Source organism: Paraburkholderia sediminicola (assembly GCF_046026895.1).
GTDB lineage: Bacteria > Pseudomonadota > Gammaproteobacteria > Burkholderiales > Burkholderiaceae > Paraburkholderia > Paraburkholderia sediminicola_C.
This window is the reverse complement of record NZ_JAQQEU010000013.1, coordinates 38,567-53,265: the sequence shown is the minus strand read 5'-3', so window position 1 is coordinate 53,265 and position 14,699 is coordinate 38,567. Positions and strand designations below refer to the sequence as shown.

13 protein-coding genes and 1 pseudogene are annotated in these 14,699 nt (G+C 64.2%); 8 read left to right on the top strand and 6 right to left on the bottom strand.

Features of this window, described 5'->3' with window-relative positions:
* Window positions 1-51: 51 nt before the first annotated feature.
* The 5 genes from PQR02_RS11970 to PQR02_RS11950 all read left to right on the top strand — a co-directional run bounded on the left by PQR02_RS11970 (window position 52) and on the right by PQR02_RS11950 (window position 4,640).
* On the top strand, window positions 52-915 hold the full coding sequence (locus PQR02_RS11970; protein ID WP_408230476.1) for a branched-chain amino acid ABC transporter permease: 864 nt from the start codon (window positions 52-54) through the stop codon (window positions 913-915).
* A complete protein-coding gene (locus PQR02_RS11965; RefSeq protein WP_408230196.1) occupies window positions 912-1,922 on the top strand; it encodes a branched-chain amino acid ABC transporter permease in 1,011 nt (336 codons plus the stop codon). The genes PQR02_RS11970 and PQR02_RS11965 overlap by 4 nt, the downstream gene beginning before the upstream one ends.
* Entirely contained in the window at window positions 1,915-2,679 is a 765-nt protein-coding gene (locus PQR02_RS11960; RefSeq protein ID WP_408230193.1) for an ABC transporter ATP-binding protein, read from the top strand. The genes PQR02_RS11965 and PQR02_RS11960 overlap by 8 nt, the downstream gene beginning before the upstream one ends.
* Complete coding sequence (locus PQR02_RS11955; protein WP_408230190.1) at window positions 2,666-3,373, top strand: ABC transporter ATP-binding protein; 708 nt, start codon at window positions 2,666-2,668, stop codon at window positions 3,371-3,373. The genes PQR02_RS11960 and PQR02_RS11955 overlap by 14 nt, the downstream gene beginning before the upstream one ends.
* Before the next feature lie 82 nt (window positions 3,374-3,455).
* A complete protein-coding gene (locus PQR02_RS11950) occupies window positions 3,456-4,640 on the top strand; it encodes an ABC transporter substrate-binding protein (RefSeq protein WP_408230187.1) in 1,185 nt (394 codons plus the stop codon).
* Window positions 4,641-4,708: 68 nt separating this feature from the next.
* Here PQR02_RS11950 and PQR02_RS11945 read toward each other — a convergent pair.
* The 4 genes and pseudogenes from PQR02_RS11945 to PQR02_RS11930 all read right to left on the bottom strand — a co-directional run.
* Window positions 4,709-5,191, bottom strand: a pseudogene (locus tag PQR02_RS11945) (SDR family NAD(P)-dependent oxidoreductase); the annotation flags it as partial.
* A 113-nt stretch (window positions 5,192-5,304) separates the two neighbouring features.
* Window positions 5,305-7,047 carry a long-chain fatty acid--CoA ligase gene (locus PQR02_RS11940; protein ID WP_408230184.1) on the bottom strand — a complete coding sequence of 581 codons (1,743 nt, stop codon included), beginning with the start codon at window positions 7,045-7,047 and terminating at the stop codon, window positions 5,305-5,307.
* Window positions 7,048-7,232: 185 nt separating this feature from the next.
* The gene (locus PQR02_RS11935; RefSeq protein ID WP_408230181.1) at window positions 7,233-8,456 is read right to left on the bottom strand and encodes an acyl-CoA dehydrogenase family protein; all 1,224 of its coding nucleotides are present in this window, start codon (window positions 8,454-8,456) and stop codon (window positions 7,233-7,235) included.
* 103 nt (window positions 8,457-8,559) lie between these two features.
* Window positions 8,560-9,333: an SDR family oxidoreductase gene (locus PQR02_RS11930; RefSeq protein WP_408230178.1), complete on the bottom strand. Its 774-nt coding sequence runs from the start codon at window positions 9,331-9,333 to the stop codon at window positions 8,560-8,562.
* Between the two features lie 263 nt (window positions 9,334-9,596).
* On the opposite strand from PQR02_RS11930, the gene PQR02_RS11925 reads away from it, so the two are divergent.
* Window positions 9,597-11,402: an acyl-CoA dehydrogenase gene (locus PQR02_RS11925; RefSeq protein ID WP_408230175.1), complete on the top strand. Its 1,806-nt coding sequence runs from the start codon at window positions 9,597-9,599 to the stop codon at window positions 11,400-11,402.
* 63 nt (window positions 11,403-11,465) lie between these two features.
* On the opposite strand, the gene PQR02_RS11920 is transcribed toward PQR02_RS11925, so the two are convergent.
* On the bottom strand, window positions 11,466-11,720 hold the full coding sequence (locus PQR02_RS11920; RefSeq protein WP_408230172.1) for an IclR family transcriptional regulator: 255 nt from the start codon (window positions 11,718-11,720) through the stop codon (window positions 11,466-11,468).
* A gap of 240 nt (window positions 11,721-11,960) precedes the next feature.
* On the opposite strand from PQR02_RS11920, the gene PQR02_RS11915 reads away from it, so the two are divergent.
* Window positions 11,961-12,332: a BON domain-containing protein gene (locus tag PQR02_RS11915; protein ID WP_408230169.1), complete on the top strand. Its 372-nt coding sequence runs from the start codon at window positions 11,961-11,963 to the stop codon at window positions 12,330-12,332.
* Window positions 12,333-12,465: 133 nt separating this feature from the next.
* Here the strand turns inward: PQR02_RS11915 and PQR02_RS11910 are convergent, their stop codons facing one another.
* Window positions 12,466-13,035: a helix-turn-helix domain-containing protein gene (locus tag PQR02_RS11910; protein WP_408230166.1), complete on the bottom strand. Its 570-nt coding sequence runs from the start codon at window positions 13,033-13,035 to the stop codon at window positions 12,466-12,468.
* A 258-nt stretch (window positions 13,036-13,293) separates the two neighbouring features.
* Here PQR02_RS11910 and PQR02_RS11905 point away from each other — a divergent pair, with 258 nt between their 5' ends.
* Window positions 13,294-14,688: an LLM class flavin-dependent oxidoreductase gene (locus PQR02_RS11905; RefSeq protein WP_408230163.1), complete on the top strand. Its 1,395-nt coding sequence runs from the start codon at window positions 13,294-13,296 to the stop codon at window positions 14,686-14,688.
* Window positions 14,689-14,699 lie beyond the last annotated feature (11 nt).

Below are 14,699 nucleotides of genomic sequence, written 5' to 3'. Positions count from 1 at the left end.
CGGGGCCGTGCTCACGCCGTGTGCCTTGCTGGAGGGTGTCAAAGCGTGGATATGTTTTTGCAGCAGGTCCTCAACGGGTTGACGCTCGGTGGCATCTACAGCCTCGTCGCGCTCGGCCTCACGCTGGTGTACGGCATTCTCGCGGTGCCGAACTTCGCGCACGGCGCGTTCTACATGGTCGGCGCATTCGTGTCGTTCTACCTGATGAACCGGCTCGGACTCTACTACTGGCTGGCGATGATCGGCTCCGGCCTCGCGGTCGCGCTGCTCGCCATCCTCGCCGAGCGGCTGGTGTTCAATCCGTTGCGCCAGTCCTCCGAACTGCATCCGATGATCGCCGCGATCGGTCTGCTGCTGTTTCTCGAAGCCGGCGCGCAAGCGCTCTGGGGCGCCGATTTTCACCGCATGCCCACGCCTTATACGGGCATTGTCGAACTGGGGAACGTGAGCGCGCCGTTGCAGCGGCTCTTGATCATCGGCGCGGCGTTCGCTCTGGTCGTACTGCTGCAGCTGTTCCTCAAGTTCACGGTGATCGGCGCGAGCATCGTGGCGATGGCGCAAGACCGCGAAGGCGCGTCGCTGATGGGCATCGACGCGAACCGGGTGACCATGCTCACCTTCGGCATCTCGGGCCTGCTCGCGGCGGTGGCCGCCACGCTCTACGCGCCGATCAACCTGGTCTATCCGGCCATGGGTCAACTGGTGATCCTCAAGGCCTTCGTCATCATCATTCTCGGCGGCATGGGCAGCGTGCCGGGCGCGATCGTCGGCGGGCTGATCATCGGCATGGCGGAGAGCTTCGGCGCGTTCTATATCTCGACCGACTACAAGGACATCATCGCGTTCGTGCTGCTGGTGGTGATCCTGTCGGTTCGTCCTCAGGGGCTCTTCACCAGGGAACTGCGCGCATCATGAAATTTCTCGAGGGCAAACCCGGGTGGACGCTGCTGTTCATGCTCGGGCTGGCGTTTCCATTCGTCGCCACCAACGACTACATGCTCACCGTGATGTCCACCGCGTACATCTTCGCGTTGGCGACCGTCGGGCTGAATCTGATCACCGGCTATACCGGGCAGTTCAACCTCGCGCACGGCAGCTTCATGGCGGTGGGCGCGTACACGGTCGGCATTCTGACCGTCGATCATCAGGTGCCGTTCTGGCTCGCGTTCATCGCCTCGGGCGTAGTGGTCGCGGTGCTCGGCGCGCTGGTCGGCCTCGTGTCGCTGCGGCTGCGCGGTCATTACTTTTCGATCTTCACGCTGTGTGTGGGCTACATCATGTTTCTCGTGATCGAGAAGTGGGACGGCCTCACGCATGGCGTGGCGGACATCATCGGCATTCCGGCGCCGTCGGGTTTCGGGCTGGTGTCGTTCGAGAATCCGCGCGCGCTCTATTACCTCGTGTTCGCGTTCCTCGTGTTCGGCGTGTGGCTGATGCATCGCATCGTCGACTCGCTGCTCGGCCGCACTTTCATGGCGATCCGCAATAGCGACGGACTCGCGGAATCGCTCGGCATCAACCTGATGCGCAACAAGGTGCTGGCCTTCGTGCTGTCGGTCGTCTATGCGGGACTCGCGGGCGGGCTGTATGCGGGGGCCGTGCGCTTTCTCGGCCCGGATCTGGCAGGCGTCGAACACACCTTCGACATGACCATGTACATGCTGGTGGGCGGCATCGGCACGCTCGCCGGTCCGTTGCTCGGCGCGTTGGTCATCCCGTGGCTCACGCAGTATCTGCAGTTTTTGCAGGAATACCGCTTCGTCGTGTTCGGGCCGATCCTGATCGTGCTGGTGATCTTCTTGCCCAACGGGATCGTCGGCCTGTATCAGGCGCGGAAGGTGCGGCGCGCGCATCGTGCGGCGCCCGCGGGCAGCATGGCCGCACGCCGGCCGCAACCCACCGGAGGCGACGGCCATGCTTGAAATCGATTCGCTCAGCAAACGCTTCGGCGGCCTCGTCGCGGTCGACGACGTCAGCACGCACATCGAAGCCGGCAAGATCAACGCGATCATCGGGCCGAACGGCGCGGGCAAGACCACCTTCTTCAATCTGATCAGCGGCACGCATCTGCCGAGCTCGGGCCGCATCCGCTTCAAAGGCCAGGAGGTGACGAAGCTCGGCGCCGACCAGATGGCGCGTCTCGGCGTCGCGCGCACGTTCCAGTCCACCGCGCTGTTCGACCGGGCCAGCGTGCTGGACAACCTGATCGTCGGCCATCGTCTGCGCACGCGCTCAGGGCTGTGGGACGTGCTCACGCATTCGCAGCGTCTGAAGCACGAGGAATGCGTGTGCCGCGACAAGGCGCGCGAGGCGCTCGACTTCGTCGGCCTGTCCGCTCTCGCTACAAGGATGGCCGGCGACATCTCGCAGGAAGAGCGCAAGCGCGCGGCCGTCGCGCTAGCGCTCGCCACCGGACCGAGCCTGATGCTGCTGGATGAGCCGGCCGGCGGTGTGAATCCGGAAGAGACCGAAGGCCTCGCCGAGCTGATCCGCAAGCTCGTGAAACACGGCGTGACCGTGTGCCTCGTCGAACACAAGATGAACATGATCATGAAGCTGGCGGACCGCATCATGGTGCTGAACTACGGCAAGAAAATCGCCGAGGGCACGCCCGCCGAGATTCGCGCGAACCCGGCCGTGATCGACGCTTACCTGGGGAGCGAGCATGCTGAAGTTTGACAACGTGTCGCTCGACTATGGCAGTTTTCGCGCGCTGGACGGCATCCATCTGCACGCCGCCGACGGCGAGCTGGTCGTGCTGCTCGGCGCCAACGGCGCGGGCAAAAGCTCGATCTTTCTGGCGACGAGCGGCTTGCGCCGCGCGGCGGGCGGCAGCCTGCGCTTCGCCAATCGCGAGCTGCTCGGCATGACGCCCGCGCAGATCGTGCGCAGCGGCGTGATTCAGTGCCCCGAGGGACGCAAGCTGTTCCCCGGCATGTCGGTGCTGAAGAACCTCACGCTCGGCGCATACGTGCATCGCGGCGACAAGGCCGGCAATCAGCGCAATCTCGACCAGGTGTTCGCGCTGTTTCCGCTGCTCGCCCAACGCAAGGACCATGCGGCCGGGTCGCTGTCCGGCGGCCAGCAGCAGATGGTCGCGATCGGCCGCGCGATGATGGCGCGGCCCAAGGTGCTGCTGCTCGATGAACCGTCGCTCGGACTCGCGCCGCTAGTGGTCAAGCAGGTGTTCGACGTGATCCAGCAGATCAATCGCGCAGGCACCACCGTGCTCCTCGCCGAACAGAACGCGTTCGCGGCGCTGAAGATCGCGCACCGCGCGTATGTGATCGAGAACGGCCGCATCGTGCTCGAAGGCGATCAGGCGAGCCCGATGAACAACGAAGCGATCAGGCGAGCGTACGTCGGCGGCTGACGCATTCGCGGCATTCGACACATTGCCGCGCGCGCTGAGCGCGGCGCATTCCAGCATTCGAACCTTCCCAAAGGAGACACCTATGACGATCAAACGCTTGCGCGCTCGCGCCGGACTGGTTGCGGCCGTCGCTACGACCGCGCTGATGAGCGCGGGCGCCGCGATGGCGCAGCAGGTGGTGCACATCGGCTTCTCGGGCCCGTTGAGCGGCGGCGCGGCGAAGTACGGCCAGGAGGTGCTCGACGGCATGCAGATGGCCGCCGTCGATGTCAATCAGACGGGCATCGAGGTGGCCGGCAAAAAGATCAAGTTCGAGATCGTGCCGCTCGACGACAAGTACAACCCCAGCGAAACTGCGATCAACGCACGGCGTCTCGCGCAGGAACAGCAGGCCGCGGTGGTGCTCGTGCCGCATTCGGGCGGCGGCTTCGCGGTGCAGACCAGCAACGAGCAGCAGAAGCTGCTGTTGCTGTCGTACACCAGCGTCCCGCAGATCAGCGAACGCGGCAACAAGCTGACCGTGCGCATTCCGCCCGCGTTCACGTCGTATCTGAACTCGTTCATCAAGTATGAGATGGCGGCCTACGGCAAGAAGGTCGCGCTGGCCGCCACCGACACGGACTACGGCAAGGTCTGGGTCGCGGCGTTCAAGCCCGCATGGGAAGCGGCCGGCGGCACGGTCGTCGCGGACAACGCGATGTCCTATAACCGCGCCACCGATTTCTACAGCGGCGTGAGCCGCGTGCTCGCGGCCAAACCGGATGTGCTGTTCATCGGCGGACCGTCCGAGCCGACTGGTCTGGTCGCGCAGCAGGCGCGCGAACTGGGCTTCAAGGGCGGCTTCATCGTGATGGATCAGGCCAAGCTCGATGAGGTGGCCAAGGTGACGAGCGGCTATGCGCCGCTGAACGGCGCGATCGGCGTGCTGCCGCTCGCCGACGATCAGACGCCGAACGCGAAGGCCTTCGTCGAACGGTTCCGCAAGACTCACGGCGGGCGCGATCCGAGCCAGGAAGTGGCGCTGAACTACACCGCGGTCTACGCGACCGCGCTAGCGATGAAACTGGCCGGCAGCGTCAGTGACGCGAGCGCGATCCGCAATCAGTTCGACAAGGCCGTGAGGGCGCTGCCGCCGCAGAACAATCCGCAAAGCGTGACGGGGGTCGATGACCACGGGGGCTTCGTGATCGGCAATCCGCTCGCGGCGGTGGTTCAGGGTGGGCAGTTGAAGCAGGCGGCGTTGAGTTCGTTGACTGCGGCGAAGTGAGGGCTTCTGTCGGTGTGTGGGAGACAGGCGCCGTGGTGGTCACGGCGCCTGTTTTTATTTGAAGGCCAAGACACGTCGTACGGCCCCATCATCGGCGGATTGAGCAGACCCGCCATCGACGCCGTATTGACGATATGCCCGCGATACCCGTCATCGCGTTTCGCGGCCTCCAGCATCAGCGGCGTGAACGCGCGCACGCCGTGAATCACGCCCCACAGATTGACGCCGAGCAGCCATTGCCAGTCGCGCTCGGTATTCTCCCATACGAGGCCGCCGCTGCCGCCCACGCCCGCGTTGTTGAACACGAGATGCACGCTGCCGAATGCGTCGAGCGTGGCGCGCGCCAGTGCGTCGACCTCGTCGCCCTTCGCCACGTCCACGCGGCGCGCGATCTCCTGGCCGCCGGCCGCGTCGACCTCGGCGAGGGTTTGGTCGAGCGCGTCCTGTTGTACGTCGGCCAGCACGAGCCGCATGCCGAGCTTCGCGAACTCGCGCCCGAAGGCGGAGCCCGCGCCGGTGATCACCGCGACCTTGCCTGCACAATTGTCCATGCGTTGTCCCAATGCTTAGGTTGGTGTCGGCTTTTTCTGCGATTGCGCGCTGGTGATTGGCACCAGCGCGCCTGGTGCGACACGTGGTTCATCGAGCAAGGTATCGAGCCATGTCATCGCGCCGCGCCTGCGCCGCCGTTGTGGTCACATTTGCCCGCATCGCCATGATTGCCACTGCCAGCCGCCGTGCGCGCCGCATCCTCTTCCTGCAATTTGCGCCACAGAATCTTGCCGCTGCCCGACTTCGGCAGCGACGCGACGAACTCGACGATGCGCGGCGCCTTGTACGCGGCCATCTGCTCACGCGCCCAGTCGATGATCGCCTGGGCGCTGATGGTCCCCGCATGCGCGGCGTCTGGGACCACCAGCGCCTTAACAGTCTCGCCGCGCTTCTCGTCCTTCACGCCGATCACGCACACTTCGTGAATCGCCGGGTGCCGGTACATCAGCGCCTCGACCTCGGCCGGCCAGACCTTGTAGCCGGAAGCGTTGATCATCCGTTTGAGGCGGTCGGTCATGAAGAAATAACCGTCCTCATCGATATGCCCGAGGTCGCCGGTCCGCAGAAAGCGTTTGCCGTCGAGTTCGAGGAACGCCTCTTCGGTCGCCTTCGGATTGCGCCAATAGCCTTGCATCACCTGTGGCGCGTTGACGACGATCTCGCCCGTTTCGCCTTGTGGCACTTCCTGCAACGTGACCGGATCGATCACGCGCGAGTCCACGTCGAATACGGGAATGCCCAGACATTGCGGTTTCGGACGATGCGGCGGATTGATGTGCGTGCCGGCGATCGTCTCCGACATGCCATAGCCCTCGACATAATCGAGCCCGGTCAGCGCCTTGAGCTTTCTGGCGATCGCGTCCGGCATCGCCGCGCCGCCGCCGCGCGTACCGGTCAGACTCGACAGATCGTATTCGGCCAGACGCGGGTTCGACAGAAAGTCGACCATCATCGTCGAGATCGACTGCCATGCGGTGACGCGATATTTCTGCATGCATAGCGCGGCCGCGTCGCGATCCCAGCGCGCCAGCACGACGATCGTCGCGCCGGAAAAGACCGCGCTGTTCATGCCGCCCTGCATGCCGGTGACGTGAAAAAACGGCAGCACCGAAAGATGGACGCCGTCCGACGGCGACGCGAACCACACGCAGCCGCCGAGCAGCGTGCTCATCACGCTGCGATGCGTGTGCATGCAGCCCTTCGGCTTGCCGGTGGTGCCGGACGTGTAGGGCATCACGCACAGATCGTCGGCGCCAGCGGTCAGCGGGCCGGGCGCGATGCGACGCTCCAGCACGGCTTGCCACGGCGTGACGCCGTCGATGTCGAATGTCTTGCGTGGCGCGGCGACGAACTCGGGCACGGCAATCGGCGACGGCCGCTTCAGATAATCGCTATACGTCGCGACGATCACGTGTTCGAGCCCCTGCCCTGGTCCGTTGCCGATCAGCGGCTCGACGTTCGCGAACAGGCACTGCGGCGCGATGATCGTGGTCGCGCCGCTGTCCTCGACGTAATGCGCCAGCTCGGCGCCCATGTTCATCGGATTGACCGGCACCACGACCGCGTTCGCCCGCAAGATGCCGTAGTACGCGATGATCCATTGCGGACTGTTCTGCATATAGAGCAGCACACGGTCGCCCGCCTTCACGCGGCACTCGTGCTGCAGGAAGCCCGCGATCCGCTCGGCTTCGTCCTTGAACCCGGCGAACGAAACCGGGGTGTCGTAAAAGACGATAAACGGCTTGTCGGGAAAACGCGCCGCCGAGACTTCGGCGTTATAGAAAATGTTGGTCTGCGGCAGCGTCAGATGCAACGGCACTTGCGGTGGCCAATGTGGATGATGGCGTTCATTCATAGGCGTCTCCTGGACTGTCGGGCGCGCTTCACGGTTGCCGCGCGTTTCGTTCGCGTCCGCCACTCGGGCGGACACACTGGAGTTTTGTGCGTGATGCGGCGCTGGGCTCGGCCAAGGTTCCGCGCTGGGGTCAGCGCTCGAGTCGGCTCGCCATCTACGACGGCGCCGCGGAAATTCACGCGCGTTCAATGCGCGAGATGACGCGCCAGCTCCACGCTCGCGATTGCATTGCGATGCACTTCGTCGGGACCATCGGCGAAGCGCAGCGTGCGCGAACTCGCGTAAGCGCGCGCGAGGCCGAAGTCGTCGCTGACCGCGCCGCCGCCGTGCACCTGCATCGCCCAGTCGATCACCTGGCAGGCCATGCTCGGCGCGGCCACTTTGATCATCGCGATTTCCTGGCGCGCGTCCTTGTTGCCGACCGTGTCCATCTTGTGCGCGGCATTGAGCACGAGAAAGCGCGTCTGATCGATCATGATGCGCGCGTTGGCGATGCGTTCGCGCGTCACGCCCTGGTCCGCGAGCGGCTTGCCGAACGCGACACGTTCGAGCGAGTGGCGGCACATGGCTTCAAGCGCGCGCTCGGCGCGCCCGATCAGGCGCACGCAGTGATGAATGCGGCCCGGTCCGAGCCGGCCTTGCGCGATCTCGAAGCCGCGCCCTTCGCCCAGCAGCATGTTGCTCGCCGGCACGCGCACGTTTTCAAAGGCGATTTCGGCATGGCCGTGCGGCGCGTCGTCGTAGCCGAACACCGGCAGGTGGCGCAGCACCTTGACGCCGGGTGTTGCCATCGGCACGAGGATCATCGACTGCTGCTGGTGCCGGCTCGGATGGTCCGGATTGGACTTGCCCATGAAGATCAGGATCTCGCAGCGCGGATCGTTCGCGCCCGAGGTCCACCATTTGCGGCCGTTGATCACATCGTGATCGCCGTCGCGCACGATGCGCGCTTCGATATTGGTCGCATCCGAGGACGCCACTTCCGGCTCCGTCATCGCGAACGCCGAGCGGATCGTGCCGTCGAGCAGCGGCAGCAGCCATTGCTGTTGCTGTTCCGGCGTCGCGTAACGCACCAGCGTTTCCATGTTGCCGGTGTCCGGCGCGGAACAGTTGAACGGTTCCGCGCCGATATGCGAGCGCCCCATGATTTCGCACAGCGGCGCGTATTCGAGGTTCGTGAGACCCGCGCCGTATTTCGACTCGGGCAGAAACAGGTTCCACAAGCCGGCGGCCTTTGCCTTTTCCTTCAAGTGCTCGATTACCGGCGCAGGCTGCCAGCGGTTGCCGGACTCGCGCGCGGCGTACATCTGCGCGTCGAAAACCGCCTCGGCCGGATACACATGCTCGTCCATGAAAGCGCTCAGGCTTTTCTGCAAACGCTTGACCTTGTCCGAGTGCTGAAAATCCATGCGGCGTCTCCTAGTTTTTTTGCGTAAGCGCAGCGCGTTCGCGCTGCGCGTCAATCGCTGCGATGACAGTAATCACGGCGATCTGAAAACCGCACGCCTCGCCTCAGACGATGCTCGACCCGCCGTCCACCGCGAAGTACTGGCCGGTGATGTGACGCGACGCTTCGCTCGCGAGAAACACCACCGGACCCTTGAGATCCTCATCGCCGCCCAGACGCTGCAACGGGGTCCGCGAGACGATCGTGTCTTCGAGCTTGTCGAGCAGCCCCGCCGACATCTTCGACGGGAAAAAGCCCGGGCAGATTGCGTTGACGTTGATGTTGTACTTGCCCCATTCGGCCGCCAGCGCGCGCGTGAAATTGAGCGCCGCGGCCTTCGACGTGTTGTACGCGATCGTGTTCATGCCCGGCGGCGAGCCCTTGAGCCCGGCGACCGACGCGATGTTGACGATCTTGCCCGCACGCCGCGGGATCATGCTGCGCTTGCCGACTTCGCGCGCGAGAAAGAACGGCGCGTTGACGTTCAGGTTCATCACCTTGTGCCACGCTTCGTCCGGATAGTCCTCGGCCGGCGCGCCCCACGTGGCGCCCGCATTGTTCACGAGGATGTCGATGCGGCCATGCGCGCGGAGTACTTCGTCGACGAGACCGGGTATGCCCTCGAAGCGTTGCAGATCGTTCATCACAGTCAGCACTTCGATGCCACGGCCCTGCAGATGCGCCTTCGCTTCGGCGAGTTCGTCGGCCTTGCGCGCGGTGATCGCGACACGGCAACCCATCTCGCCGAGCGCTTCGGCCATTTGCAGGCCGAGTCCGCGCGAACCTCCGGTGATCAAGGCAACCTTGCCGTCCAGTTGGAACAGGTCTTTCACAGACATTGCGTCGCTCCTCCAGTGTTCTGCCATGCAGATTTGGATTCCATATTTGTCGACCATCATACGTGCCGAAATTCGGCGTGTAAATAAAAGCACGATCATTCGTTTTCAATATAAACTGACACGTATCGTCGCTGTGTGGCTTCTCGGGAATACCCGCATAGCGCGCGCTCTCAATCGAACTGTGCCGGGTCTCAGCGCATGTGTTGTCGCGCCTCGCGCGGTTGTTCTGCATAGCGGCTTAACTTTGAACGAGGTCGACTTCCATGCAAGATGCGCTGATCATCAACACGCGTGATCTGGATTTCCAGCTATTCGAGGTACTCCAGGCCGAGACGCTCACACGGCGCGCGCGTCACGCCGACCACAGCCGCGAGACCTTTGGCGCCGCGCTCGACACCGCGCATGCGGTGGCCGTCGAAACGTTCGCGCCGCACAACCGTCTGCTCGACGAGCACGAACCGCAATTCGACGGGCAACGGGTCTCGATGCCGGATGAAGTGAAACAGGCGCTCGACGCGTTGCGCGGCACCGGCTTTCTCGCCGCGGGCAAAGACTACGAATGGGGCGGCATGCAGTTGCCGTCGCTGATTTCGTTTGCGTGCCTGTCGCTCTTCAAGAGCGCCAACATCGCGACGTCCTCTTACGCGATGCTGACCACCGCGAATGCGAACGTGATCGAACGCTTCGGCAGCGCGACGCAAAAGCGCAAGTACCTGCGGGCGCTTTTCGAAGGCCGCGCATTCGGCACGATGGCACTCACCGAACCGCAGGCGGGTTCGAGCCTGTCCGACCTCGTCACCACTGCCACGCCGAACGACGACGGCACCTATTCGATTCGCGGCAGCAAGATTTTCATTTCAGGCGGCGACCATGAATTGAGCGAGAACATCGTCCATCTGGTGCTCGCGCGCATTCCCGGCGGGCCGCCGGGGGTCAAGGGCATTTCGCTTTTCACCGTGCCGAAATTCCACGTCAACGACGACGGCAGCCTCGGCGCACGCAACGACGTCGCGCTGGCGGGGCTGATTCACAAGATGGGGTGGCGCGGCACGACGTCGACCATGCTGTCGTTCGGCGAACATGGCGAATGCGTCGGCGAACTGGTGGGCGAACCGCATCACGGCCTCGCTTATATGTTCCACATGATGAACGAGGCGCGCATCGGCGTGGGCCTTGGCGCCGTGATGCTCGGCTATCGCGGCTATCTGGCCTCGCTCGACTACGCACGCGAGCGGCCGCAAGGACGCCGCCCCGACAACAAGAATCCGCTCGATCCGCAATTGCCGCTGATCGAACACGCGGACGTGCGCCGCATGCTGCTTGCACAAAAGGCCTATGTGGAAGGCGCTTATGCGCTCTGCCTGTATGCGGCGCGTCTGGTCGACGAACAGCACACCGGCGAGAGCGACGCCGCGCGCGCCGACGCGGCGCTGCTGCTCGACCTGCTGACGCCGGTGGTGAAATCCTGGCCGTCGCAATGGTGCCTCGAAGCGAATAGCCTCGCGATCCAGATTCACGGCGGCTATGGCTATACGCGCGAGTACCCGGTCGAGCAGTTCTATCGCGACAACCGGCTGAACATGATTCACGAAGGCACGCACGGCATTCAGGCAATCGACCTGCTCGGCCGCAAGGTCGTGATGAAACAGGGCGCCGCGCTCGCACTGCTGGCGCGCGAGATCCGGCACACGATCGACGCGACGCGCAGCCACGCGCCGCTGCATGCTCATGCGCAAGCGCTCGACCACGCGTGGCGCGATCTCAGCCTGACCGTCGAAGCGCTGCTGCCCGCGCTGGCTCATGAAACCGAACGCGCGCTCGCGAACGCGAATGCCTTTCTCGAAGCATTCGGCCATATCGTGCTTGCGTGGACCTGGCTGAAACAGGCGATCGTCGCGAGCGCCGCCCTACCCGGCGCGCGCGACGAAACGGATGCGGACTTCTATCGCGGCAAGCTGCACGCTTGCCAATGGTTCTTCCGCTGGGAATTGCCGCGTGTCGCGTTGATGCTTGCGACGCTGCGCAGTCTCGACGACACCACGCTCGAGATGGCGCCGCAGTGGTTCTAGGAGATGAAGATCGCGCGGCCGCTCAATGCACCAGCGCGATTTCGAGTTGCGTGACCGCGTCGATCAGGCGTGGCCGCACTTCTTCGAGCAGAAACTCCTTCGAGAGAAGGACGGGCCGCCCACGTTGATCGCCATGATCGGCAGTTCGCCGCCCGGCTGGAACGCGCGCGCAATGCCGTTCACCTCTTTCTGCCAGTCGCCGAACGAGGTCGTCACGCCGAGCGTGTGGTAGTCGTCGAGCGCCTTTTCGATGCCGCGCCGCGTCTTCGGCCACGCGACATGGTCGAGTGCTGAATTATGGTCCGAAGCGTGAAACACTTTTAATCCGGACTGTTAACTACTGAAGCGCGCGAGGACCGGCATGTCCGCCGATGCAACACCCGCATCAGTTTTTCCAGCGTGAGCGCGTTGGCTGGAGTATTGTTTAAGCGCGCCGGGTGCGCGGAGGCATCACTCTTCTATAAGACGGACGCTCCACGTGGAGCCACGATTGGCTCGCAAGCGCGCGTTTTTTTGCATGCAACGAAACGACATCAACTTATCGAGGATGGGAAAAACGTGAAAACAGTCAATCTTTTGAAGGCGCTCGGTATCGCGTTGTGTGTGGCAACCGCCTCCAGCGCCTATGCCCAGGCCAGCGACGCCATGGCGTCGGGCGACATGGCCGCGCCGGCCACCAACGCCAAATCGACTCGCGCAACCGACCGCAAGCTGGGCCGGGACGTGCGGCGCGCGCTGTCGAGAGCGCAGGGCTTCAACGTATCGAACGTTTTCGTGCGAGCGCGCGGCGGCGCGGTGACCCTGACCGGAACGGTGCCAGACGGCTCACAGATCCAGCAGGCGGCGGACGTGGCGAGAGGGGTTCCCGGCGTGACGTCGGTGAACAACAGGATCACGCTTGGCGTGCAAGGCGGCGGTGGTGGAGGTTAAGCGAGCAACGGTCGATTGGATGACCACGGGTGGCACCGCGTGTCGTGAATCGCGAACCGCGAACCGCGAACATGGGGCGCCACCCGCTTCCCCACTTGGCTGATTTTGCCGGTCCCCCCGGTAGTTGGAATCCTCAGCGTCGAACGAGGCCGACGACATAGCGGCACACCTCATTGCCCGCATTGAGGAACTCGCACTCGACCGGCGCGCCGAGTTGCAGACAATCCCCCGCTTCGAGCCGGTAAGCCTGGCTGCCCTCGCGAAACGTCAACACCCCTTGCGTGACCCAAATCTGCTGATGCTGAAACACGAATGCATCCGATGGATAAGGCACGCTCACGCCCGCCGGCAATTCGATCTCCAGCAACTCGAGCACTCCGCCGGTAGGCGGTGAAATGCGCCGCCGCGTGTAGCCCGTTTCGGGGTCCTGCCAGAGCGCCTGATCCGCGTGGCGCACGAGCCGCTCGCCGGTTTGTTCGGCGAGCGCGAGCAAGGTCGACAAGGTCAGCCCGAACGCTCCCGACAAACGCCCGAGCACCGTCGCAGTGGGACTCGCCTCGCCGCGTTCGATCTTGCTGATCATCGCCTTCGACACGCCCGAGCGTTCCGCCAGTTCGCTCAGCGACCAGTTGCGCGCTTCGCGCTCGGTCTTCACGCGCGCGGAGATGGCATGGGTCAGATCGATGGCGGTGGATTCGGACATGAGAGGGTCGTTGTGAACAAGTGAGTACCGCAAAATTATATCGAGGCGGTGTCGCTTTTAATGGGCGGCTCGCCGGGTTTCAGGCATCACGCAGGTATCACGCGCAGAAACGAAATGTCGTCTTGCATAGTAATTTTTCGTCCACTATATTAAACGCACGAACCCGCTGTACAAGCGTTGCCCAGTATCGAGGACAAGCCGTTGTTGGTCGATTCGCAGGCAAACCGTAAGCTTTCGTCCACTCAGCCGGAACACACCATGCCGAAGGAAATCGTACTCAACGCATTTGACATGAACTGCGTCGGCCACATCCAGCAAGGCTTGTGGACCCATCCGCGCGATCAGTCCACGCGCTATACGGACCTTCAGTACTGGACCGACTACGCCCGCACGCTGGAAGCGGGCCTGTTCGACGGCATCTTTTTCGCCGACGTGGCGGGCGTCTACGACGTATACGGGGGCAGCCCCGACGCCGCGCTGCGCGGCGCGGTGCAGGTGCCGGTCAACGACCCCACGCTGCTGATCCCGGCGATGGCCGCGGTCACGCGTCATCTGTCGTTCGGCGTGACGTCGAATCTCTCGGTCGAGCAACCCTATCTGTTCGCGCGGCGCATGTCGACGCTCGATCATCTGACGCGCGGCCGGGTCGGCTGGAACATCGTGACGGGCTATCTCGACAGCGCGTCGCGCGCGATCGGCCTGGGCGGCCAGATGGCGCACGACGATCGCTACGACCTCGCCGACGAATATATGGAGCTGGTCTACAAACTGTGGGAATGCAGTTGGGAAGACGACGCGGTGCTGCGCGACAAAGCGCGCGGCGTCTATGCGGACGCGGCCAAGGTGCATGTGATTCATCACCGCGGCAAGCAGTATCGCGTGGACGCCCTGCATCTGAGCGAGCCGTCGCCGCAACGCACGCCGGTGCTCTATCAGGCGGGCTCGTCGGCGCGCGGCAAACGGTTCGCCGCGGCGCACGCGGAGTGCGTGTTCGTCAACGGCCAGGCAAAGCCCGCGGTGAAAGCGATCGTCGACGACATCCGCGCCCATGCGGTCGCGGGCGGCCGGCGCGCGGACGACATCAAGGTGCTGCTCGGGCAAACGGTCATCACGGGCCGCACCGAGCGTGACGCGCAGGAGAAGTATGCGGAGTACCGGCGCTATGCGAGCTCCGAAGCGGCGCTCGTGCATGCGGCGGCGTCGCTCGGCATCGACTTCGCGCGCTACGACCTCGACGAGCCGATCGAAACCGGCAAGAGCCAGGCGATCGTGTCGAACGTCGAAGCGATGACGCGCGCCGCCGGTCCGCAATGGACCAAACGCAAGCTGCTCGAACAGATGATGCTGGGCAGCCGGCAGACGCCGCTCGTCGGATCGGCCGAACGCATCGCCGATGAGTTGATCGCTTGGACCGAGGAAACCGGCGTGGATGGTTTCAATCTGTCGCGCACGGTGGCGCCGGAGTGCTTCGCGGATTTCATCGAACTGGTGGTGCCGCTGCTGCAGGAACGCGGCGCGTACAAGCGCGCGTACCGCGACGGCACGTTGCGCGAGAAGCTGTTCGGCCACGCGCGTTTGCCGCCGACTCACACGGCGGCGCGGTTTCGCTCGCCGGCTTGCGCCGAGGCCGCAACGGGCGACGCGTCGAACTGATGCCGTGGCTG

Excerpts from the sequence above, each read along its gene's own strand:
- PQR02_RS11960 (WP_408230193.1), top strand. The coding sequence starts at position 1,915 with ATGCTTGAAATCGATTCGCTCAGCAAACGCTTCGGCGGCCTCGTCGCG.
- PQR02_RS11955 (WP_408230190.1), top strand. The coding sequence starts at position 2,666 with ATGCTGAAGTTTGACAACGTGTCGCTCGACTATGGCAGTTTTCGCGCG.
- PQR02_RS11905 (WP_408230163.1), top strand. The coding sequence starts at position 13,294 with ATGCCGAAGGAAATCGTACTCAACGCATTTGACATGAACTGCGTCGGC.
- PQR02_RS11965 (WP_408230196.1), top strand. The coding sequence starts at position 912 with ATGAAATTTCTCGAGGGCAAACCCGGGTGGACGCTGCTGTTCATGCTC.
- PQR02_RS11970 (WP_408230476.1), top strand. The coding sequence starts at position 52 with ATGTTTTTGCAGCAGGTCCTCAACGGGTTGACGCTCGGTGGCATCTAC.
- PQR02_RS11930 (WP_408230178.1), bottom strand. The coding sequence starts at position 9,333 with ATGTCTGTGAAAGACCTGTTCCAACTGGACGGCAAGGTTGCCTTGATC.
- PQR02_RS11925 (WP_408230175.1), top strand. The coding sequence starts at position 9,597 with ATGCAAGATGCGCTGATCATCAACACGCGTGATCTGGATTTCCAGCTA.
- PQR02_RS11910 (WP_408230166.1), bottom strand. The coding sequence starts at position 13,035 with ATGTCCGAATCCACCGCCATCGATCTGACCCATGCCATCTCCGCGCGC.
- PQR02_RS11935 (WP_408230181.1), bottom strand. The coding sequence starts at position 8,456 with ATGGATTTTCAGCACTCGGACAAGGTCAAGCGTTTGCAGAAAAGCCTG.
- PQR02_RS11940 (WP_408230184.1), bottom strand. The coding sequence starts at position 7,047 with ATGAATGAACGCCATCATCCACATTGGCCACCGCAAGTGCCGTTGCAT.
- PQR02_RS11950 (WP_408230187.1), top strand. The coding sequence starts at position 3,456 with ATGACGATCAAACGCTTGCGCGCTCGCGCCGGACTGGTTGCGGCCGTC.